Source organism: Clostridium sp. FP2 (genome assembly GCF_011065955.2).
GTDB lineage: Bacteria > Bacillota > Clostridia > Clostridiales > Clostridiaceae > Clostridium_AD > Clostridium_AD tagluense.
On sequence record NZ_JAAMNI020000001.1, the window covers coordinates 192,075 to 215,828 of the forward strand.

Sequence of the window (23,754 nt, forward strand, 5' to 3'; positions counted from 1 at the left end):
TTTTCCGCTTTTACCCCTACCTTTCCCTTGAAAAAATCCTCGATAAAAACCCCAACTAAAGTTCCCTTGAAACCATCCCGAAAGGGATAATGATAGGTTCGATAGCATGACATAAACCCACACAAGCAGAGGCTTACATAGCATTTAGGAACAGAGTCGTGAACCTATAATAAGAAAGAGAATGAGATATAAAGATGGAAGTAAAGATGGACTCCTACGGAGAGTTTTGGGTGAAATAATGGTGGAAAAAAGAGAGAAAAAAGAGCGTGAAAAGGAATTAGAGTGAAAGATGAAGATGAATTGAGTGGTTTCAAGGGTTAAGGGTGATTTGGTGGACGAAAAAAGCAAGACTTTATTAGAATTTTAATATAGATTTGCTTCGTGAATTATTTTTGAGAGAGAAAAAAGTGGTCTGAGAAGCAGAACTTTATTAAATTGGGTGACGATGGAATGCGGGATTGAGGGGGGTGCGGAGGCAGGACTCTATTCAAATCTAACAATTGTCACATTAAAAAAGGGGGCTGCCCTTCAAAAAAAGATTTGATTAAATTAAAATAATATTTATTGGATTTTATACAGGGTTTACGTTTAAGGATATAACGGGAGATAGATAAGATTCCAGAAATAGTAGTTGATAATAGAATATATGGGTCAGGGTATGAACAAATTTACTATCAGTGGCAAAGCAAACACGTGGAGAATTAAGGTTCTAATTTTCAAAATAAATGAATAACTTATCTCCAATAAGAAACATTATCTTCAAGTTTATTAAATATAGAACGAACGGCTTTTGACCAATTTTTATCTTCAGAGTATTTTCTATTAACCCAAGTAAAGGCTTCAATGTTATTAGGCTTATTTTTGCACAAATTCACTATGGTTCTTGCAGCAATGCTAGCAGCATCTTGGATATTAGTATTATATTTTTTCCAACTAAAAAACACATTAAAGGGATTATTGGCAATTTTATAGGCGTTTTTATTGTCTTTTGGTACAAAGGATTGTTCTTGGCCTGTAATGGCGAACATAACAAGTGGATTTAAATTAAAATCTTTGCTTACAGATAATATTGCTGAAAAATAAGGTTCTTCAACTAAAAGAGAGTTTTTTGATTTTAGAAATTCCTTTAATTCTGTTATATTAACATTCTTGTACATTAAATAATCTGGAAGATGAGCATTAACAACTGGATTTTCCTTAGGGTTAATAATGTTTGAGCTAATGCTGGCCTTTTTTGTATAATAGCTTTCAAGGAGAGCAGATTCATTTAATGCATAGAGATCATCTTCATAATTATTGGCCTCTACTTTTTTTGGAAAATTTGTATTCAAATGTTCAATATATCCACGACTTAGAGTAGGGGATTGTTTATCTGTTGGCAGTAAAGCAGAGGCATAAGATAGTTTATTTGATAGTACCTTTTTATATGAGGGGATAGTAGCTATAGTCTTGGGATTTTCCTTTTCGAAATGAGTAAGAGTTGTACTATTTAAGTCTGTAAAATTTTTAGTAAATACTATGCAAATCACACTATAAATAATTGTAATTAATAGAAGATTCCAACTAGTAGGACTTTTTTTAATACTCATATTTTCACACCTGCTTTTATTTTTGTGATATCTCCATGTAAATCATGAAGATACATAATTATATTGAAAATATCTCCAAAAAAATAAAAAATATACATAAAAATAATAATTTTTAAATTCATTGCTGTTAGTATGGTATTTATATCATTGCTTAATTTAAGTAGAAGAGTGGTTATAAATGGTAAAGTTTATTGTATGGATACATTTTTTAAAATCCATTAATAGTGATATAATTTTTAATATGATATTGTAAACTACAGTTTAAGGGGTGGAAATTATGAAAGTGTCTCAAATAATGACTCCAGGTCCTACGGAGGTAAGAGAAAACGTCAGAATGGCAAGAGCGTTAGCTACAACTAACCCAGATTTAGATTTAGAGTTTTATGAATTTTACAAAGAAACCTGTGAGAAAATAGGCCTGTTTTTAAAAACTAATAATCAAGTTAGAATACTAAGTGGTGAGGGGATTTTAGGCCTTGAAGCAGCTTGTGCATCCCTAACTGAGACTCATGATAGGGTACTCGTAATTGATAATGGAATCTTTGGAGAAGGATTTGCGGATTTTGTTAAGATGTACGGTGGAGAAGCGGTCGTTTTTAAAGGTAATAGAAAACGTAAGATAGATATAATAGAACTAGAAAAATTTTTAGAAAAGGATCATGATTTTAAATATGCTACTGTAGTACATTGTGATACTCCTTCAGGAGTTTTAAATGATATAGATAAAATATGCCCTTTGTTAAAGAAAAATGGCATATTAACTGTGGTAGATAGTGTAGCTGCAATGGGTGGAGAAGATATAAGAGTAGATGAATGGAAAATAGATGTAGTACTCGGCGCATCCCAGAAGTGTGTTTCGGCTCCAGTAGGGCTAACTTTTCTAAGTATAAGTGAAGATGCATTTAAATTAATGCAGCAGAGAGAAAAGCCTATAGCTGCTTACTATTGCAATTTACTTGTATGGAAGGATTATTACGAAAATAAATGGTTTCCATATACGCCACCAATAAGTGATATTGTTGGACTAAGGCAGGCAATTGATAATATATTAGAAGATAAAGGGGTAATTGAAAGACATAATTCTATTGGCAAAGCTACAAGAAAAGCGGTAATGGAGGCAGGGCTTAATTTATATATTGAAGAGGGATATTCCAATACTGTAACGGTTATAGAAATACCTGAGGGCATAGATGATAAAGAATTATTAAAGCATATGATTAAGGAATTTAATGTGTTTATAGCTGGTTCCTTCGGTTATCTACAAGGGAAAGTAATAAGAATAGGTCATATGGGTGAAAATGCGAAAGTGAATAAAATGGTCTATACTCTATTAGCATTACAAAACTCATTAAAGGTGTTAGGTTTTCAATGTAAAAAAGACATGGTTGAGGTTTTTTTAAATGAGATATAATTTAATAGTTTGGGGTTAAAGGAGTATGAGCGGTAAGTATATATGTAGAATAAAATTTAAGTCGGTGATAAGTCATCGACTTTTTTATTTTGCTTCATATATATAGATGAAATAATAATATAGAAAGCTAAGTGGATGAAGTTCATGCAATTAGCAAAAAAAATATATATAAATCAATGAGGGATAAAAAAACAGTTTAAATGTTACTAAGTAAATAGGCCTTATGAACTATAAAGGAGTAATAGTAAGGCGATTTCAGTATTCCTTTGATTAAATAGAGTATACTATCCCTAGTGTATCAGTATCAAAGAAACTGCATAATTAGTAGTATTATAAAGAATATTATATATAGTTGTCGTATTTCAAGAGTTAGCATAAATGCCTTATATGTGTATATGATAGAATAATCCTTGTAGTCACGAAAGAGTGGCTCAGAAAGTTAGATGTTAATTACAATTTAATAAATTTTTATATGAAAATTAATTTTAAAAAGTTATTGACAAAACAAGCAATACCAAGTAAAATAGTAGAAGTCGTCACATGATGACAAAGCAAATTGGTCTTTGAAAATTAAACAGAGAAATAGGTAAAATAGCGAAATAATATTTCGTTAGACCAGTTAATTACTTTAGATAAAAAAGTAATTTTAGTCGTAAGACTAAAAAGTATGTAATGAGCTTGCTAACCAGCTTAACAGTTGGCGCAGATTATTCATTTCAAATAAAAAGTGTAAACTTTTAAATTGAGAGTTTGATCCTGGCTCAGGACGAACGCTGGCGGCGTGCCTAACACATGCAAGTCGAGCGATGAAACCCTTCGGGGTGGATTAGCGGCGGACGGGTGAGTAACACGTGGGTAACCTGCCTCAAAGAGGGGAATAGCCTCCCGAAAGGGAGATTAATACCGCATAATATGTTTTGATCGCATGATTGAGACATCAAAGGATTTTTCTTCGGAAAATTCCACTTTGAGATGGACCCGCGGCGCATTAGCTAGTTGGTGAGGTAACGGCCCACCAAGGCAACGATGCGTAGCCGACCTGAGAGGGTGATCGGCCACATTGGAACTGAGACACGGTCCAGACTCCTACGGGAGGCAGCAGTGGGGAATATTGCGCAATGGGGGAAACCCTGACGCAGCAACGCCGCGTGAATGATGAAGGCCTTCGGGTTGTAAAGTTCTGTCTTCTGGGACGATAATGACGGTACCAGAGGAGGAAGCCACGGCTAACTACGTGCCAGCAGCCGCGGTAATACGTAGGTGGCAAGCGTTGTCCGGATTTACTGGGCGTAAAGGATGCGTAGGCGGACATTTAAGTCAGATGTGAAATACCCGAGCTTAACTTGGGTGCTGCATTTGAAACTGGGTGTCTAGAGTGCAGGAGAGGTAAGTGGAATTCCTAGTGTAGCGGTGAAATGCGTAGAGATTAGGAAGAACACCAGTGGCGAAGGCGACTTACTGGACTGTAACTGACGCTGAGGCATGAAAGCGTGGGGAGCAAACAGGATTAGATACCCTGGTAGTCCACGCCGTAAACGATGAATACTAGGTGTCGGGGGTCGAACCTCGGTGCCGCAGTTAACACAATAAGTATTCCGCCTGGGGAGTACGATCGCAAGATTAAAACTCAAAGGAATTGACGGGGGCCCGCACAAGCAGCGGAGCATGTGGTTTAATTCGAAGCAACGCGAAGAACCTTACCTAGACTTGACATCCCCTGCATAACCCAGAGATGGGCGAAGTCCTTCGGGACAGGGTGACAGGTGGTGCATGGTTGTCGTCAGCTCGTGTCGTGAGATGTTGGGTTAAGTCCCGCAACGAGCGCAACCCTTATCATTAGTTGCTACCATTTAGTTGAGCACTCTAGTGAGACTGCCCGGGTTAACCGGGAGGAAGGTGGGGATGACGTCAAATCATCATGCCCCTTATGTCTAGGGCTACACACGTGCTACAATGGTGAGTACAAAGAGATGCAAGACCGCAAGGTGGAGCCAAACTCAAAAACTCATCCCAGTTCGGATTGTAGGCTGCAACTCGCCTACATGAAGCCGGAGTTGCTAGTAATCGCGAATCAGCATGTCGCGGTGAATACGTTCCCGGGCCTTGTACACACCGCCCGTCACACCATGAGAGTTGGTAACACCCGAAGTCCGTGAGGTAACCGTAAGGAGCCAGCGGCCGAAGGTGGGATTGATGATTGGGGTGAAGTCGTAACAAGGTAGCCGTAGGAGAACCTGCGGCTGGATCACCTCCTTTCTAGGGAGTAGATGCAAAGACTTCGGTCAATGCAACAAGAAGAATTTAATTATTCTTCAAAATGTCTACTGTAATTACTCGTAACCTATTCTCTGTTTAATTTTGAGAGACTAATTTTAGTTAACTCTTTGGAGTTAACTAAAAATTTAATCTTTCTAAAAATGTTCTTTGAAAATTGCACAGTGAAATTAAAGTTGTTTTAATAAGTTAAAGCCACGTAAGTGGTGTATAGATGAATTTAATACAATTTCGCAAAATGAATTAAAACGTTTATGTAAATAGACGAAATTATCTACGCAAGTAGATAAAGATAAAGGTTAAGCTACAAAGGGCGCATGGCGAATGCCTTGGCACTAGGAGCCGAAGAAGGACGCGTTAAGCTGCGATAAGCTTTGGGTAGGCGCAAATAGCCAGTGATCCAAAGATTTCCGAATGGGGGAACCCACATAGTAACAACTATGTACTGCATACTGAATAAATAGGTATGCAGAGGTAGACCCGGGGAACTGAAACATCTAAGTACCCGGAGGAAGAGAAAGAAACATCGATTTCCTAAGTAGCGGCGAGCGAAAGGGAAAGAGCCCAAACCTAGGTCTTTGACCTAGGGGTTGAGGATAGATCATAAATACTGCAATTCCTTAATTGAAGATAGCTGGAAAGCTGCTCCGCAGAAGGTAATAGGCCTGTAAATGAAAAGGAAAAACAGTCAGATCTAATCCAGAGTACCACGAGACACGTGAAACCTTGTGGGAAGCAGGGAGGACCACCTCCCAAGGCTAAATACTACCTAGTGACCGATAGTGAAGAAGTACCGTGAGGGAAAGGTGAAAAGAACCCCGGAAGGGGAGTGAAATAGAACCTGAAACCGTGTGCCTACAACCGGTCGGAGCACTTTTTATGTGTGACGGCGTGCTTTTTGTAGAACGAGCCAACGAGTTACGATATGTAGCAAGGTTAAGTACTTAAGGTACGGAGCCGAAGGGAAACCAAGTCTGAATAGGGCGCTATAGTTGCATGTCGTAGACCCGAAACCGGGTGACCTATCCATGGCCAGGATGAAGCGGAAGTAAAATTCCGTGGAGGTCCGAACCACGTTGGTGTTGAAAAACCATGGGATGAGCTGTGGATAGCGGAGAAATTCCAATCGAACTCGGAGATAGCTGGTTCTCCTCGAAATAGCTTTAGGGCTAGCGTCGATTAATTGAGTAATGGAGGTAGAGCACTGAATGGGCTAGGGGCTGACAACAGTTACTGAACCCTATCAAACTCCGAATGCCATATACTTTTATTTCGGCAGTCAGACTGCGAATGATAAGATCCGTAGTCAAAAGGGAAACAGCCCAGACCATCAGCTAAGGTCCCAAAGTGTAAGTTAAGTGGAAAAGGATGTGGGATTTCTAAGACAACTAGGATGTTGGCTCAGAAGCAGCCACTCATTCAAAGAGTGCGTAATAGCTCACTAGTCAAGAGATCCTGCGCCGAAGATGTCCGGGGCTAAAACTTACCACCGAAGCTATGGGTGTACACTATGTGTACGCGGTAGAGGAGCTTTCTGTACTGGCTGAAGTCATACCGTAAGGAGTGGTGGACGGTACAGAAGTGAGAATGTTGGCATAAGTAGCGAGAGTTAAGTGAGAATCTTAACGGTCGAAAACCTAAGGTTTCCTGAGGAAGGCTCGTCCTCTCAGGGTTAGTCGGGACCTAAGCCGAGGCCGAAAGGCGTAGGTGATGGACAATCGGTTGATATTCCGATACCACCAATGGACGTTATTAGAAATGGGATGACGCAGGAGGATAAGATGTGCACACTATTGGATGTGTGTCTAAGCATTTAGGCGGAGCAAGCAGGCAAATCCGTTTGCTCTTAACGCTGAGATGTTATGGGGAAGGGAATTTATTCCTGAAGTATCTGATTCCACGCTGCCAAGAAAAGTCTCTATCGAGGATATTGGTGCCCGTACCGCAAACCGACACAGGTAGGTGAGGAGAGAATCCTAAGACCATCGGAAGAATTGCTGTTAAGGAACTCGGCAAATTGACCCCGTAACTTCGGGAGAAGGGGTGCCTACGAAAGTAGGTCGCAGAGAATAGGCCCAAGCAACTGTTTAGCAAAAACACAGGTCTCTGCTAAAGCGAAAGCTGATGTATAGGGGCTGACGCCTGCCCGGTGCTGGAAGGTTAAGGGGATTACTTAGCGCAAGCGAAGGTATGAACTTAAGCCCCAGTAAACGGCGGCCGTAACTATAACGGTCCTAAGGTAGCGAAATTCCTTGTCGGGTAAGTTCCGACCCGCACGAATGGCGTAATGATTTGGGCACTGTCTCAACAGCACATCCGGCGAAATTGTAGTGCCAGTGAAGATGCTGGCTACCCGCGATTGGACGGAAAGACCCCGTAGAGCTTTACTGTAGCTTAGCATTGAATTTCGGTATTGTCTGTACAGGATAGGTGGGAGACTGAGAAACATGGGCGTCAGCCTGTGTGGAGTCATCCTTGGGATACCACCCTGACAGTACTGAGGTTCTAACTGGAGGCCATGAATCTGGTCACAGGACATTGTTAGGTGGGCAGTTTGACTGGGGCGGTCGCCTCCAAAAAAGTAACGGAGGCGCTCAAAGGTTCCCTCAGCGCGGTTGGAAATCGCGCGAAGAGTGCAAAGGCAGAAGGGAGCCTGACTGCGACACCTACAAGTGGAGCAGGGACGAAAGTCGGACTTAGTGATCCGGTGGTACCTCGTGGGAGGGCCATCGCTCAACGGATAAAAGCTACCTCGGGGATAACAGGCTGATCTCCCCCAAGAGTCCACATCGACGGGGAGGTTTGGCACCTCGATGTCGGCTCGTCGCATCCTGGGGCTGAAGTAGGTCCCAAGGGTTGGGCTGTTCGCCCATTAAAGCGGCACGCGAGCTGGGTTCAGAACGTCGTGAGACAGTTCGGTCCCTATCCGTCGCGGGCGTAGGAAATTTGAAGGGAGCTGTCCTTAGTACGAGAGGACCGGGATGGACAAACCTCTGGTGCACCAGTTGTCACGCCAGTGGCATCGCTGGGTAGCTATGTTTGGAAGGGATAAACGCTGAAAGCATCTAAGCGTGAAGCCCACCCTGAGATGAGATTTCCCATAACTCGCACGTAAGTGCGGTGTTAGTAAGACTCCTGGAAGAACACCAGGTTGATAGGTTAGAGGTGTAAGCATGGTAACATGTTCAGCTGACTAATACTAATAAGTCGAGGGCTTGACCTTAATATATATAAAGCGTAAGCTTCAAGCGAAAGCGAGAAGATAATTTCACTGTGCAATTTTGAGAGAATATAATTTTCTCAATCTGGTGATTATGGCATGAAGGTAACACCCCTTCCCATACCGAACAGGTCGGTTAAGCTTCAATGCGCCAATGGTACTGCAGGGGTAACTTTGTGGGAGAGTAGGTCGTCGCCAGGTAAACAAAAAACCACTAAGTCTAACTTAGTGGTTTTTATTTTGCGTAAATATATAGGAATAAAACTACCTAAATAGAATTTTATGTATTACATAGATATTCATAAATGTTATATTAAGGATTTAATTTCTATAAATGGATCTATTTATAAACTTTTTCTCTAGTAAGTCTACATTTAATATGCCGCTTTGCGAGTTCTGAGTTTTTTATGTATCAGACACCAGCCTATTGAAAATATAATATTCAAAAGAGTATATAGTTAAATTGGAGTACTAGATATTGCTTGTAAACGTACTTCTAAAAGACCATATCCTAGTAACAATAAAAGATATTGCTAACTATGAACCTAATGGCATAAGGCTTATCAGAGATAGCAAAATCACATCAACTTATATTATATAGATTATAAGAAACATTTAATCTATGCTATTATGTGGGATAAATAAGATTATGCTATTTGATAGGTATGTGGTATCATCAATGCAAGCTACATGAGTTACATCAATATTGAAAATACTTATCCATGCGTATCAGAGTGCGGAATACTGAATTATTAAGACCTACATGTAGTAATATGAAGATAATTTACCTAGAATATATGTGAGCTGAAATTATGATATTATTTATGTGATACAATACTCCTTGTCGTCACGAAGTAGTGGCACAGTAAGTTAAATGTTAATTACTATTTAATATGTTTTCAAATGAAAATTATTTTTAAAAAGTTGTTGACAAAACAAGAAAAACCTAGTATTATAGTAGAAGTCGTCACATGATGACAAAGCAAATTGGTCTTTGAAAATTAAACAGAGAAATAGGTAAAATAACGAAATAATATTTCGTTAGACCAGTTAATTACTTTAGATAAAAAAGTAATTTTAGTCGTAAGACTAAAAAGTATGTAATGAGCTTGCTAACCAGCTTAACAGTTGGCGCAGATTATTCATTTCAAATAAAAAGTGTAAACTTTTAAATTGAGAGTTTGATCCTGGCTCAGGACGAACGCTGGCGGCGTGCCTAACACATGCAAGTCGAGCGATGAAACCCTTCGGGGTGGATTAGCGGCGGACGGGTGAGTAACACGTGGGTAACCTGCCTCAAAGAGGGGAATAGCCTCCCGAAAGGGAGATTAATACCGCATAATATGTTTTGATCGCATGATCGAGACATCAAAGGATTTTTCTTCGGAAAATTCCACTTTGAGATGGACCCGCGGCGCATTAGCTAGTTGGTGAGGTAACGGCCCACCAAGGCAACGATGCGTAGCCGACCTGAGAGGGTGATCGGCCACATTGGAACTGAGACACGGTCCAGACTCCTACGGGAGGCAGCAGTGGGGAATATTGCGCAATGGGGGAAACCCTGACGCAGCAACGCCGCGTGAATGATGAAGGCCTTCGGGTTGTAAAGTTCTGTCTTCTGGGACGATAATGACGGTACCAGAGGAGGAAGCCACGGCTAACTACGTGCCAGCAGCCGCGGTAATACGTAGGTGGCAAGCGTTGTCCGGATTTACTGGGCGTAAAGGATGCGTAGGCGGACATTTAAGTCAGATGTGAAATACCCGAGCTTAACTTGGGTGCTGCATTTGAAACTGGGTGTCTAGAGTGCAGGAGAGGTAAGTGGAATTCCTAGTGTAGCGGTGAAATGCGTAGAGATTAGGAAGAACACCAGTGGCGAAGGCGACTTACTGGACTGTAACTGACGCTGAGGCATGAAAGCGTGGGGAGCAAACAGGATTAGATACCCTGGTAGTCCACGCCGTAAACGATGAATACTAGGTGTCGGGGGTCGAACCTCGGTGCCGCAGTTAACACAATAAGTATTCCGCCTGGGGAGTACGATCGCAAGATTAAAACTCAAAGGAATTGACGGGGGCCCGCACAAGCAGCGGAGCATGTGGTTTAATTCGAAGCAACGCGAAGAACCTTACCTAGACTTGACATCCCCTGCATAACCCAGAGATGGGCGAAGTCCTTCGGGACAGGGTGACAGGTGGTGCATGGTTGTCGTCAGCTCGTGTCGTGAGATGTTGGGTTAAGTCCCGCAACGAGCGCAACCCTTATCATTAGTTGCTACCATTTAGTTGAGCACTCTAGTGAGACTGCCCGGGTTAACCGGGAGGAAGGTGGGGATGACGTCAAATCATCATGCCCCTTATGTCTAGGGCTACACACGTGCTACAATGGTGAGTACAAAGAGATGCAAGACCGCAAGGTGGAGCCAAACTCAAAAACTCATCCCAGTTCGGATTGTAGGCTGCAACTCGCCTACATGAAGCCGGAGTTGCTAGTAATCGCGAATCAGCATGTCGCGGTGAATACGTTCCCGGGCCTTGTACACACCGCCCGTCACACCATGAGAGTTGGTAACACCCGAAGTCCGTGAGGTAACCGTAAGGAGCCAGCGGCCGAAGGTGGGATTGATGATTGGGGTGAAGTCGTAACAAGGTAGCCGTAGGAGAACCTGCGGCTGGATCACCTCCTTTCTAGGGAGTAGATGCAAAGACTTCGGTCGATGCAACAAGAAGAATTTAATTATTCTTCAAAAATGTCTACTGTAATTACTCGTAACCTATTCTCTGTTTAATTTTGAGAGACTAATTTTAGTTAACTCTTTGGAGTTGACTAATAGATAGTTTTTCTAAAAATGTTCTTTGAAAATTGCACAGTGAAATTAAAGTTGTTTTAATAAGTTAAAGCCATGTAAATGGTGTATAGATGAATTTAATACAATTTCGCAAAATGAATTAAAACGTTTATGTAAATAGACGAAATTATCTACGCAAGTAGATAAAGATAAAGGTTAAGCTACAAAGGGCGCATGGCGAATGCCTTGGCACTAGGAGCCGAAGAAGGACGCGTTAAGCTGCGATAAGCTTTGGGTAGGCGCAAATAGCCAGTGATCCAAAGATTTCCGAATGGGGGAACCCACATAGTAACAACTATGTACTGCATACTGAATAAATAGGTATGCAGAGGTAGACCCGGGGAACTGAAACATCTAAGTACCCGGAGGAAGAGAAAGAAACATCGATTTCCTAAGTAGCGGCGAGCGAAAGGGAAAGAGCCCAAACCTAGGTCTTTGACCTAGGGGTTGAGGATAGATCATAAATACTGCAATTCCTTAATTGAAGATAGCTGGAAAGCTGCTCCGCAGAAGGTAATAGGCCTGTAAATGAAAAGGAAAAACAGTCAGATCTAATCCAGAGTACCACGAGACACGTGAAACCTTGTGGGAAGCAGGGAGGACCACCTCCCAAGGCTAAATACTACCTAGTGACCGATAGTGAAGAAGTACCGTGAGGGAAAGGTGAAAAGAACCCCGGAAGGGGAGTGAAATAGAACCTGAAACCGTGTGCCTACAACCGGTCGGAGCACTTTTTATGTGTGACGGCGTGCTTTTTGTAGAACGAGCCAACGAGTTACGATATGTAGCAAGGTTAAGTACTTAAGGTACGGAGCCGAAGGGAAACCAAGTCTGAATAGGGCGCTATAGTTGCATGTCGTAGACCCGAAACCGGGTGACCTATCCATGGCCAGGATGAAGCGGAAGTAAAATTCCGTGGAGGTCCGAACCACGTTGGTGTTGAAAAACCATGGGATGAGCTGTGGATAGCGGAGAAATTCCAATCGAACTCGGAGATAGCTGGTTCTCCTCGAAATAGCTTTAGGGCTAGCGTCGATTAATTGAGTAATGGAGGTAGAGCACTGAATGGGCTAGGGGCTGACAACAGTTACTGAACCCTATCAAACTCCGAATGCCATATACTTTTATTTCGGCAGTCAGACTGCGAATGATAAGATCCGTAGTCAAAAGGGAAACAGCCCAGACCATCAGCTAAGGTCCCAAAGTGTAAGTTAAGTGGAAAAGGATGTGGGATTTCTAAGACAACTAGGATGTTGGCTCAGAAGCAGCCACTCATTCAAAGAGTGCGTAATAGCTCACTAGTCAAGAGATCCTGCGCCGAAGATGTCCGGGGCTAAAACTTACCACCGAAGCTATGGGTGTACACTATGTGTACGCGGTAGAGGAGCTTTCTGTACTGGCTGAAGTCATACCGTAAGGAGTGGTGGACGGTACAGAAGTGAGAATGTTGGCATAAGTAGCGAGAGTTAAGTGAGAATCTTAACGGTCGAAAACCTAAGGTTTCCTGAGGAAGGCTCGTCCTCTCAGGGTTAGTCGGGACCTAAGCCGAGGCCGAAAGGCGTAGGTGATGGACAATCGGTTGATATTCCGATACCACCAATGGACGTTATTAGAAATGGGATGACGCAGGAGGATAAGATGTGCACACTATTGGATGTGTGTCTAAGCATTTAGGCGGAGCAAGCAGGCAAATCCGTTTGCTCTTAACGCTGAGATGTTATGGGGAAGGGAATTTATTCCTGAAGTATCTGATTCCACGCTGCCAAGAAAAGTCTCTATCGAGGATATTGGTGCCCGTACCGCAAACCGACACAGGTAGGTGAGGAGAGAATCCTAAGACCATCGGAAGAATTGCTGTTAAGGAACTCGGCAAATTGACCCCGTAACTTCGGGAGAAGGGGTGCCTACGAAAGTAGGTCGCAGAGAATAGGCCCAAGCAACTGTTTAGCAAAAACACAGGTCTCTGCTAAAGCGAAAGCTGATGTATAGGGGCTGACGCCTGCCCGGTGCTGGAAGGTTAAGGGGATTACTTAGCGCAAGCGAAGGTATGAACTTAAGCCCCAGTAAACGGCGGCCGTAACTATAACGGTCCTAAGGTAGCGAAATTCCTTGTCGGGTAAGTTCCGACCCGCACGAATGGCGTAATGATTTGGGCACTGTCTCAACAGCACATCCGGCGAAATTGTAGTGCCAGTGAAGATGCTGGCTACCCGCGATTGGACGGAAAGACCCCGTAGAGCTTTACTGTAGCTTAGCATTGAATTTCGGTATTGTCTGTACAGGATAGGTGGGAGACTGAGAAACATGGGCGTCAGCCTGTGTGGAGTCATCCTTGGGATACCACCCTGACAGTACTGAGGTTCTAACTGGAGGCCATGAATCTGGTCACAGGACATTGTTAGGTGGGCAGTTTGACTGGGGCGGTCGCCTCCAAAAAAGTAACGGAGGCGCTCAAAGGTTCCCTCAGCGCGGTTGGAAATCGCGCGAAGAGTGCAAAGGCAGAAGGGAGCCTGACTGCGACACCTACAAGTGGAGCAGGGACGAAAGTCGGACTTAGTGATCCGGTGGTACCTCGTGGGAGGGCCATCGCTCAACGGATAAAAGCTACCTCGGGGATAACAGGCTGATCTCCCCCAAGAGTCCACATCGACGGGGAGGTTTGGCACCTCGATGTCGGCTCGTCGCATCCTGGGGCTGAAGTAGGTCCCAAGGGTTGGGCTGTTCGCCCATTAAAGCGGCACGCGAGCTGGGTTCAGAACGTCGTGAGACAGTTCGGTCCCTATCCGTCGCGGGCGTAGGAAATTTGAAGGGAGCTGTCCTTAGTACGAGAGGACCGGGATGGACAAACCTCTGGTGCACCAGTTGTCACGCCAGTGGCATCGCTGGGTAGCTATGTTTGGAAGGGATAAACGCTGAAAGCATCTAAGCGTGAAGCCCACCCTGAGATGAGATTTCCCATAACTCGCACGTAAGTGCGGTGTTAGTAAGACTCCTGGAAGAACACCAGGTTGATAGGTTAGAGGTGTAAGCATGGTAACATGTTCAGCTGACTAATACTAATAAGTCGAGGGCTTGACCTTAATATATATAAAGCGAAAATTTCACTGTGCAATTTTGAGAGAATATATATTTTCTCAATCTGGTGATTATGGCATGAAGGTAACACCCCTTCCCATACCGAACAGGTCGGTTAAGCTTCAATGCGCCAATGGTACTGCAGGGGTAACTTTGTGGGAGAGTAGGTCGTCGCCAGGTAACATGGTTTACTAGCTCAGTTGGTAGAGCACATGACTTTTAATCATGGTGTCCGGGGTTCGATTCCCCGGTAAGCCACCAAAAAAAGCACTTCTTTATGAAGTGCTTTTTTTATTCTTGATATTTAGGTAAATTTCGAGAATTTTGAAGTAATATAGCTTGGTCAAATTAAATTCTATATTAAATATATTTATATTTAAATAAATTACACTTATTGATTTTGTTTTTAACTAATTTTATGTTATCATATTAATAAAAATATATAATTTTAAAGGAGAGTAATTATGGAGAATAAAGTTTTAGCTATAGTAAATGGAAGTGAAATCACTGAAAAAGATATAGAAAGATCATTATTAAGGTTTCCAAATGAAACACGAGAGCACTACAAAACAGAAGAAGGTAAAAAACAATTCTTAGAGCAGATAATAAATTTTGAATTAATATATAATTATGCTCTTGATAATGATATGAAAAAGGATCCAGAGTATATAGAACAAGTAAAGTTGATAGAAAAGGATATTTTAATACAAATAGGTGTAAAAAATATAATGGCTGATGTAGATATAACTGAAGAAGAAATTCAAAAATACTATGAAACTAATAGTGAAATGTTTAAAAGTGAAGAGACTGCATCAGCTAAACATATATTAGTAGATACCTTGGAGCAAACGCAAGAAATTAAATTAGAAATAGCTAATGGAATGTCTTTTGAAGAAGCTGCTCAAAAATATTCTAAATGTCCATCAGCAGCTCAAGGTGGAAGTTTAGGTAGTTTTACTAGAGGTAGAATGGTTCCTGAATTTGAAAAGGCGGCCTTTGAATTACAAGTTGGGGAAATAAGTGAGCCTGTTAAAACTCAATTCGGATATCATTTAATACAATTAGATGAGAAAAGTTTACAAGATGTAAAATCTTTGGAAGAATCTAGGAATGTGATTGTAAAAAATATTTTACATCAAAAACAAAATGAGAAATATATAAGTTCTGTAACGGAATTAAAAAACAAATATGCTGTAGAATTAAAATAAAAGTATATATTATTTTTAATATAAAAACCAATGTTATTACTAATATTGGTTTTTATTAATACTATAGAGAAATATTTGTAGTATTTAAATTTAAAGGATTATAGAAAAGTGTTGACAAATTAAAAGATGCCTAGTATAATAGTAGAAGTCGTCACATGATGATAAAATAAATTGGTCTTTGAAAATTAAACAGAGAAATAGGTAAAATAGCGAAATAATATTTCGCTTGACCAGTTAATTACTTTAGATAAAAAAGTAATTTTAGTCGTAAGACTAAAAAGTATGTAATGAGCTTGCTAACCAGCTTAACAGTTGGCGCAGATTATTCATTTCAAATAAAAAGTGTAAACTTTTAAATTGAGAGTTTGATCCTGGCTCAGGACGAACGCTGGCGGCGTGCCTAACACATGCAAGTCGAGCGATGAAACCCTTCGGGGTGGATTAGCGGCGGACGGGTGAGTAACACGTGGGTAACCTGCCTCAAAGAGGGGAATAGCCTCCCGAAAGGGAGATTAATACCGCATAATATGTTTTGGTCGCATGACCTTTACATCAAAGGATTTTTCTTTTAGAGAATTCCACTTTGAGATGGACCCGCGGCGCATTAGCTAGTTGGTGAGGTAACGGCCCACCAAGGCAACGATGCGTAGCCGACCTGAGAGGGTGATCGGCCACATTGGAACTGAGACACGGTCCAGACTCCTACGGGAGGCAGCAGTGGGGAATATTGCGCAATGGGGGAAACCCTGACGCAGCAACGCCGCGTGAATGATGAAGGCCTTCGGGTTGTAAAGTTCTGTCTTCTGGGACGATAATGACGGTACCAGAGGAGGAAGCCACGGCTAACTACGTGCCAGCAGCCGCGGTAATACGTAGGTGGCAAGCGTTGTCCGGATTTACTGGGCGTAAAGGATGCGTAGGCGGACATTTAAGTCAGATGTGAAATACCCGAGCTTAACTTGGGTGCTGCATTTGAAACTGGGTGTCTAGAGTGCAGGAGAGGTAAGTGGAATTCCTAGTGTAGCGGTGAAATGCGTAGAGATTAGGAAGAACACCAGTGGCGAAGGCGACTTACTGGACTGTAACTGACGCTGAGGCATGAAAGCGTGGGGAGCAAACAGGATTAGATACCCTGGTAGTCCACGCCGTAAACGATGAATACTAGGTGTCGGGGGTCGAACCTCGGTGCCGCAGTTAACACAATAAGTATTCCGCCTGGGGAGTACGATCGCAAGATTAAAACTCAAAGGAATTGACGGGGGCCCGCACAAGCAGCGGAGCATGTGGTTTAATTCGAAGCAACGCGAAGAACCTTACCTAGACTTGACATCCCCTGCATAACCCAGAGATGGGCGAAGTCCTTCGGGACAGGGTGACAGGTGGTGCATGGTTGTCGTCAGCTCGTGTCGTGAGATGTTGGGTTAAGTCCCGCAACGAGCGCAACCCTTATCATTAGTTGCTACCATTTAGTTGAGCACTCTAGTGAGACTGCCCGGGTTAACCGGGAGGAAGGTGGGGATGACGTCAAATCATCATGCCCCTTATGTCTAGGGCTACACACGTGCTACAATGGTGAGTACAAAGAGATGCAAGACCGCAAGGTGGAGCCAAACTCAAAAACTCATCCCAGTTCGGATTGTAGGCTGCAACTCGCCTACATGAAGCCGGAGTTGCTAGTAATCGCGAATCAGCATGTCGCGGTGAATACGTTCCCGGGCCTTGTACACACCGCCCGTCACACCATGAGAGTTGGTAACACCCGAAGTCCGTGAGGTAACCGTAAGGAGCCAGCGGCCGAAGGTGGGATTGATGATTGGGGTGAAGTCGTAACAAGGTAGCCGTAGGAGAACCTGCGGCTGGATCACCTCCTTTCTAGGGAGTAGATGCAAAGACTTCGGTCAATGCAACAAGAAGAATTTAATTATTCTTCAAAATGTCTACTGTAATTACTCGTAACCTATTCTCTGTTTAATTTTGAGAGACTAATTTTAGTTAACTCTTTGGAGTTGACTAATAGATAGTTTTTCTAAAAATGTTCTTTGAAAATTGCACAGTGAAATTAAAGTTGTTTTAATAAGTTAAACCCATGTAAATGGTGTATAGATGAATTTAATACAATTTCGCAAAATGAATTAAAACGTTTATGTAAATAGACGAAATTATCTACGTAAGTAGATAAAGATAAAGGTTAAGCTACAAAGGGCGCATGGCGAATGCCTTGGCACTAGGAGCCGAAGAAGGACGCGTTAAGCTGCGATAAGCTTTGGGTAGGCGCAAATAGCCAGTGATCCAAAGATTTCCGAATGGGGGAACCCACATAGTAACAACTATGTACTGCATACTGAATAAATAGGTATGCAGAGGTAGACCCGGGGAACTGAAACATCTAAGTACCCGGAGGAAGAGAAAGAAACATCGATTTCCTAAGTAGCGGCGAGCGAAAGGGAAAGAGCCCAAACCTAGGTCTTTGACCTAGGGGTTGAGGATAGATCATAAATACTGCAATTCCTTAATTGAAGATAGCTGGAAAGCTGCTCCGCAGAAGGTAATAGGCCTGTAAATGAAAAGGAAAAACAGTCAGATCTAATCCAGAGTACCACGAGACACGTGAAACCTTGTGGGAAGCAGGGAGGACCACCTCCCAAGGCTAAATACTACCTAGTGACCGATAGTGAAGAAGTACCGTGAGGGAAAGGTGAAAAGAACCCCGGAAGGGGAGTGAAATAGAACCTGAAACCGTGTGCCTACAACCGGTCGGAGCACTTTTTATGTGTGACGGCGTGCTTTTTGTAGAACGAGCCAACGAGTTACGATATGTAGCAAGGTTAAGTACTTAAGGTACGGAGCCGAAGGGAAACCAAGTCTGAATAGGGCGCTATAGTTGCATGTCGTAGACCCGAAACCGGGTGACCTATCCATGGCCAGGATGAAGCGGAAGTAAAATTCCGTGGAGGTCCGAACCACGTTGGTGTTGAAAAACCATGGGATGAGCTGTGGATAGCGGAGAAATTCCAATCGAACTCGGAGATAGCTGGTTCTCCTCGAAATAGCTTTAGGGCTAGCGTCGATTAATTGAGTAATGGAGGTAGAGCACTGAATGGGCTAGGGGCTGACAACAGTTACTGAACCCTATCAAACTCCGAATGCCATATACTTTTATTTCGGCAGTCAGACTGCGAATGATAAGATCCGTAGTCAAAAGGGAAACAGCCCAGACCATCAGCTAAGGTCCCAAAGTGTAAGTTAAGTGGAAAAGGATGTGGGATTTCTAAGACAACTAGGATGTTGGCTCAGAAGCAGCCACTCATTCAAAGAGTGCGTAATAGCTCACTAGTCAAGAGATCCTGCGCCGAAGATGTCCGGGGCTAAAACTTACCACCGAAGCTATGGGTGTACACTATGTGTACGCGGTAGAGGAGCTTTCTGTACTGGCTGAAGTCATACCGTAAGGAGTGGTGGACGGTACAGAAGTGAGAATGTTGGCATAAGTAGCGAGAGTTAAGTGAGAATCTTAACGGTCGAAAACCTAAGGTTTCCTGAGGAAGGCTCGTCCTCTCAGGGTTAGTCGGGACCTAAGCCGAGGCCGAAAGGCGTAGGTGATGGACAATCGGTTGATATTCCGATACCACCAATGGACGTTATTAGAAATGGGATGACGCAGGAGGATAAGATGTGCACACTATTGGATGTGTGTCTAAGCATTTAGGCGGAGCAAGCAGGCAAATCCGTTTGCTCTTAACGCTGAGATGTTATGGGGAAGGGAATTTATTCCTGAAGTATCTGATTCCACGCTGCCAAGAAAAGTCTCTATCGAGGATATTGGTGCCCGTACCGCAAACCGACACAGGTAGGTGAGGAGAGAATCCTAAGACCATCGGAAGAATTGCTGTTAAGGAACTCGGCAAATTGACCCCGTAACTTCGGGAGAAGGGGTGCCTACGAAAGTAGGTCGCAGAGAATAGGCCCAAGCAACTGTTTAGCAAAAACACAGGTCTCTGCTAAAGCGAAAGCTGATGTATAGGGGCTGACGCCTGCCCGGTGCTGGAAGGTTAAGGGGATTACTTAGCGCAAGCGAAGGTATGAACTTAAGCCCCAGTAAACGGCGGCCGTAACTATAACGGTCCTAAGGTAGCGAAATTCCTTGTCGGGTAAGTTCCGACCCGCACGAATGGCGTAATGATTTGGGCACTGTCTCAACAGCACATCCGGCGAAATTGTAGTGCCAGTGAAGATGCTGGCTACCCGCGATTGGACGGAAAGACCCCGTAGAGCTTTACTGTAGCTTAGCATTGAATTTCGGTATTGTCTGTACAGGATAGGTGGGAGACTGAGAAACATGGGCGTCAGCCTGTGTGGAGTCATCCTTGGGATACCACCCTGACAGTACTGAGGTTCTAACTGGAGGCCATGAATCTGGTCACAGGACATTGTTAGGTGGGCAGTTTGACTGGGGCGGTCGCCTCCAAAAAAGTAACGGAGGCGCTCAAAGGTTCCCTCAGCGCGGTTGGAAATCGCGCGAAGAGTGCAAAGGCAGAAGGGAGCCTGACTGCGACACCTACAAGTGGAGCAGGGACGAAAGTCGGACTTAGTGATCCGGTGGTACCTCGTGGGAGGGCCATCGCTCAACGGATAAAAGCTACCTCGGGGATAACAGGCTGATCTCCCCCAAGAGTCCACATCGACGGGGAGGTTTGGCACCTCGATGTCGGCTCGTCGCATCCTGGGGCTGAAGTAGGTCCCAAGGGTTGGGCTGTTCGCCCATTAAAGCGGCACGCGAGCTGGGTTCAGAACGTCGTGAGACAGTTCGGTCCCTATCCGTCGCGGGCGTAGGAAATTTGAAGGGAGCTGTCCTTAGTACGAGAGGACCGGGATGGACAAACCTCTGGTGCACCAGTTGTCACGCCAGTGGCATCGCTGGGTAGCTATGTTTGGAAGGGATAAACGCTGAAAGCATCTAAGCGTGAAGCCCACCCTGAGATGAGATTTCCCATAACTCGTGCGTAAGCACGGTGTTAGTAAGACTCCTGGAAGAACACCAGGTTGATAGGTTAGAGGTGTAAGCATGGTAACATGTTCAGCTGACTAATACTAATAAGTCGAGGGCTTGACCTTAATATATATAAAGCGAGAATTTCACTGTGCAATTTTGAGAGAATATAATTTTCTCAATCTGGTGATTATGGCATGAAGGTAACACCCCTTCCCATACCGAACAGGTCGGTTAAGCTTCAATGCGCCAATGGTACTGCAGGGGTAACTTTGTGGGAGAGTAGGTCGTCGCCAGGTAAAAAATGGATCTTTAGCTCAGCTGGTTAGAGCTACCGGCTCATAACCGGTCGGTCCGGGGTTCGAGTCCCTGAAGGTCCACCAAAAGACAGTTCTATTAGAACTGTCTTTTTATTTTCGTTATGTATTGTAGTTTAAAAACTATATGCTATGTAAGTTGTAGTAATACATTTTTTTATTAACATAAATCATGCGAATATTTGGGGATAATGTGGATACATTTTGTATAAATTATAATAAAATATACTTTTAATATAAATATACTTACAAAAGCCTAACTGTAAAGTTAGGTTTTATATTTACCCACATATATTAAAGAAGGGTTGGCATAATTATTTATGTCAATTTTTTTTATTTAAAAGTGTTTTATTTTAAATAACATTAAAATTATTAAGATTTTTCATATAGATTCTAAATAATTAAAGAATAAGATAAAGCATTAACATGTATTGTATGAAGTAAAAATTAATAATAATTGCTTTTATAAAGGAAAGTTAACAAGAAACATATGGACACTTATTCAGGCGTGTCAGTATAGTTAATTATTAGTATTTTTGAGTAATATAGAGTAAATAAACACTAATGTCATTATATAAACATTAGTTTAAATACAAAACTATATTCTTATGATAAGATATTCCTTGTCGTTACGAATAATTAACGATAAAGACAAATTGGTCTTTGAAAATTAAACAGAGAAATAGGTAAAATAGCGAAATAATATTTCGTTAGACCAGTTAATTACTTTAGATAAAAAAGTAATTTTAGTCGTAAGACTAAAAAGTATGTAATGAGCTTGCTAACCAGCTTAACAGTTGGCGCAGATTATTCATTTCAAATAAAAAGTGTAAACTTTTAAATTGAGAGTTTGATCCTGGCTCAGGACGAACGCTGGCGGCGTGCCTAACACATGCAAGTCGAGCGATGAAACCCTTCGGGGTGGATTAGCGGCGGACGGGTGAGTAACACGTGGGTAACCTGCCTCAAAGAGGGGAATAGCCTCCCGAAAGGGAGATTAATACCGCATAATATGTTTTGGTCGCATGACCTTTACATCAAAGGATTTTTCTTTTAGAGAATTCCACTTTGAGATGGACCCGCGGCGCATTAGCTAGTTGGTGAGGTAACGGCCCACCAAGGCAACGATGCGTAGCCGACCTGAGAGGGTGATCGGCCACATTGGAACTGAGACACGGTCCAGACTCCTACGGGAGGCAGCAGTGGGGAATATTGCGCAATGGGGGAAACCCTGACGCAGCAACGCCGCGTGAATGATGAAGGCCTTCGGGTTGTAAAGTTCTGTCTTCTGGGACGATAATGACGGTACCAGAGGAGGAAGCCACGGCTAACTACGTGCCAGCAGCCGCGGTAATACGTAGGTGGCAAGCGTTGTCCGGATTTACTGGGCGTAAAGGATGCGTAGGCGGACATTTAAGTCAGATGTGAAATACCCGAGCTTAACTTGGGTGCTGCATTTGAAACTGGGTGTCTAGAGTGCAGGAGAGGTAAGTGGAATTCCTAGTGTAGCGGTGAAATGCGTAGAGATTAGGAAGAACACCAGTGGCGAAGGCGACTTACTGGACTGTAACTGACGCTGAGGCATGAAAGCGTGGGGAGCAAACAGGATTAGATACCCTGGTAGTCCACGCCGTAAACGATGAATACTAGGTGTCGGGGGTCGAACCTCGGTGCCGCAGTTAACACAATAAGTATTCCGCCTGGGGAGTACGATCGCAAGATTAAAACTCAAAGGAATTGACGGGGGCCCGCACAAGCAGCGGAGCATGTGGTTTAATTCGAAGCAACGCGAAGAACCTTACCTAGACTTGACATCCCCTGCATAACCCAGAGATGGGCGAAGTCCTTCGGGACAGGGTGACAGGTGGTGCATGGTTGTCGTCAGCTCGTGTCGTGAGATGTTGGGTTAAGTCCCGCAACGAGCGCAACCCTTATCATTAGTTGCTACCATTTAGTTGAGCACTCTAGTGAGACTGCCCGGGTTAACCGGGAGGAAGGTGGGGATGACGTCAAATCATCATGCCCCTTATGTCTAGGGCTACACACGTGCTACAATGGTGAGTACAAAGAGATGCAAGACCGCAAGGTGGAGCCAAACTCAAAAACTCATCCCAGTTCGGATTGTAGGCTGCAACTCGCCTACATGAAGCCGGAGTTGCTAGTAATCGCGAATCAGCATGTCGCGGTGAATACGTTCCCGGGCCTTGTACACACCGCCCGTCACACCATGAGAGTTGGTAACACCCGAAGTCCGTGAGGTAACCGTAAGGAGCCAGCGGCCGAAGGTGGGATTGATGATTGGGGTGAAGTCGTAACAAGGTAGCCGTAGGAGAACCTGCGGCTGGATCACCTCCTTTCTAGGGAGTAGATGCAAAGACTTCGGTCAATGCAACAAGAAGAATTTAATTATTCTTCAAAATGTCTACTGTAATTACTCGTAACCTATTCTCTGTTTAATTTTGAGAGACTAATTTTAGTTAACTCTTAGGCGTTAACTAATAAATAGTTTTTCTAAAATGAAATTCCAAAAATGGGGGTATAGCTCAGCTGGGAGAGCACCTGCCTTGCACGCAGGGGGTCAAGGGTTCGATTCCCTTTACCTCCACCATTAATGGGTCTATAGCTCAGCTGGTTAGAGCGCTGCTCTGATAAGGCAGAAGTCGATGGTTCGAGTCCATTTAGACCCACCATTTATGTTCTTTGAAAATTGCATAGTGAAATTAAAGTTGTTTAAAAGATTTAAAGCCATGTAAATGGTGTATAGATGAATTTAATACAATTTCGCAAAATGAATTAAAACGTTTATGTAAATAAACGAAATTATC

Annotated in this window: 4 protein-coding genes, 4 tRNA genes and 10 rRNA genes; 17 read left to right on the top strand and 1 reads right to left on the bottom strand. The window is 43.1% G+C overall.

Annotated elements, in window-relative coordinates:
* Window positions 1–734 precede the first annotated feature (734 nt).
* Entirely contained in the window at window positions 735–1,589 is an 855-nt protein-coding gene (locus tag G9F71_RS00985; RefSeq protein ID WP_164952546.1) for a hypothetical protein, read from the bottom strand.
* A 277-nt stretch (window positions 1,590–1,866) separates the two neighbouring features.
* Between G9F71_RS00985 and G9F71_RS00990 the strand changes: the two genes are divergently transcribed.
* The 17 genes from G9F71_RS00990 to G9F71_RS01065 all read left to right on the top strand — a co-directional run bounded on the left by G9F71_RS00990 (window position 1,867) and on the right by G9F71_RS01065 (window position 23,619).
* Window positions 1,867–3,000 carry a pyridoxal-phosphate-dependent aminotransferase family protein gene (locus tag G9F71_RS00990; protein WP_164952547.1) on the top strand — a complete coding sequence of 378 codons (1,134 nt, stop codon included), beginning with the start codon at window positions 1,867–1,869 and terminating at the stop codon, window positions 2,998–3,000.
* Between the two features lie 738 nt (window positions 3,001–3,738).
* Window positions 3,739–5,256 (top strand): 16S ribosomal RNA (locus G9F71_RS00995).
* 315 nt (window positions 5,257–5,571) lie between these two features.
* Window positions 5,572–8,497: ribosomal RNA gene (locus tag G9F71_RS01000) — 23S ribosomal RNA — on the top strand.
* An 81-nt stretch (window positions 8,498–8,578) separates the two neighbouring features.
* Window positions 8,579–8,695: ribosomal RNA gene (gene rrf, locus G9F71_RS01005) — 5S ribosomal RNA — on the top strand.
* A 277-nt stretch (window positions 8,696–8,972) separates the two neighbouring features.
* Complete coding sequence (locus G9F71_RS27115; protein ID WP_258881228.1) at window positions 8,973–9,095, top strand: hypothetical protein; 123 nt, start codon at window positions 8,973–8,975, stop codon at window positions 9,093–9,095.
* Window positions 9,096–9,663: 568 nt separating this feature from the next.
* A 16S ribosomal RNA gene (locus tag G9F71_RS01010) occupies window positions 9,664–11,181 on the top strand.
* Between the two features lie 315 nt (window positions 11,182–11,496).
* A 23S ribosomal RNA gene (locus tag G9F71_RS01015) occupies window positions 11,497–14,422 on the top strand.
* 58 nt (window positions 14,423–14,480) lie between these two features.
* A 5S ribosomal RNA gene (gene rrf, locus G9F71_RS01020) occupies window positions 14,481–14,597 on the top strand.
* Window positions 14,598–14,602: 5 nt separating this feature from the next.
* Window positions 14,603–14,678 (top strand) — tRNA-Lys (locus tag G9F71_RS01025).
* A 203-nt stretch (window positions 14,679–14,881) separates the two neighbouring features.
* Window positions 14,882–15,625, top strand: a complete 744-nt coding sequence (locus G9F71_RS01030; protein ID WP_164948116.1) for a peptidylprolyl isomerase — start codon at window positions 14,882–14,884, stop codon at window positions 15,623–15,625.
* Window positions 15,626–15,978: 353 nt separating this feature from the next.
* Window positions 15,979–17,497, top strand: a 16S ribosomal RNA gene (locus tag G9F71_RS01035).
* A gap of 314 nt (window positions 17,498–17,811) precedes the next feature.
* A 23S ribosomal RNA gene (locus G9F71_RS01040) occupies window positions 17,812–20,737 on the top strand.
* Between the two features lie 57 nt (window positions 20,738–20,794).
* Window positions 20,795–20,911, top strand: a 5S ribosomal RNA gene (gene rrf, locus G9F71_RS01045).
* Between the two features lie 7 nt (window positions 20,912–20,918).
* Window positions 20,919–20,995, top strand: a tRNA-Ile gene (locus G9F71_RS01050).
* A gap of 772 nt (window positions 20,996–21,767) precedes the next feature.
* Window positions 21,768–23,286 (top strand): 16S ribosomal RNA (locus G9F71_RS01055).
* The 16S, 23S and 5S rRNA genes sit together here with 4 tRNA genes alongside, the layout of an rRNA operon.
* A gap of 175 nt (window positions 23,287–23,461) precedes the next feature.
* Window positions 23,462–23,537: transfer RNA gene (locus G9F71_RS01060), tRNA-Ala, on the top strand.
* Window positions 23,538–23,542: 5 nt separating this feature from the next.
* A tRNA-Ile gene (locus G9F71_RS01065) sits at window positions 23,543–23,619 on the top strand.
* Window positions 23,620–23,754 lie beyond the last annotated feature (135 nt).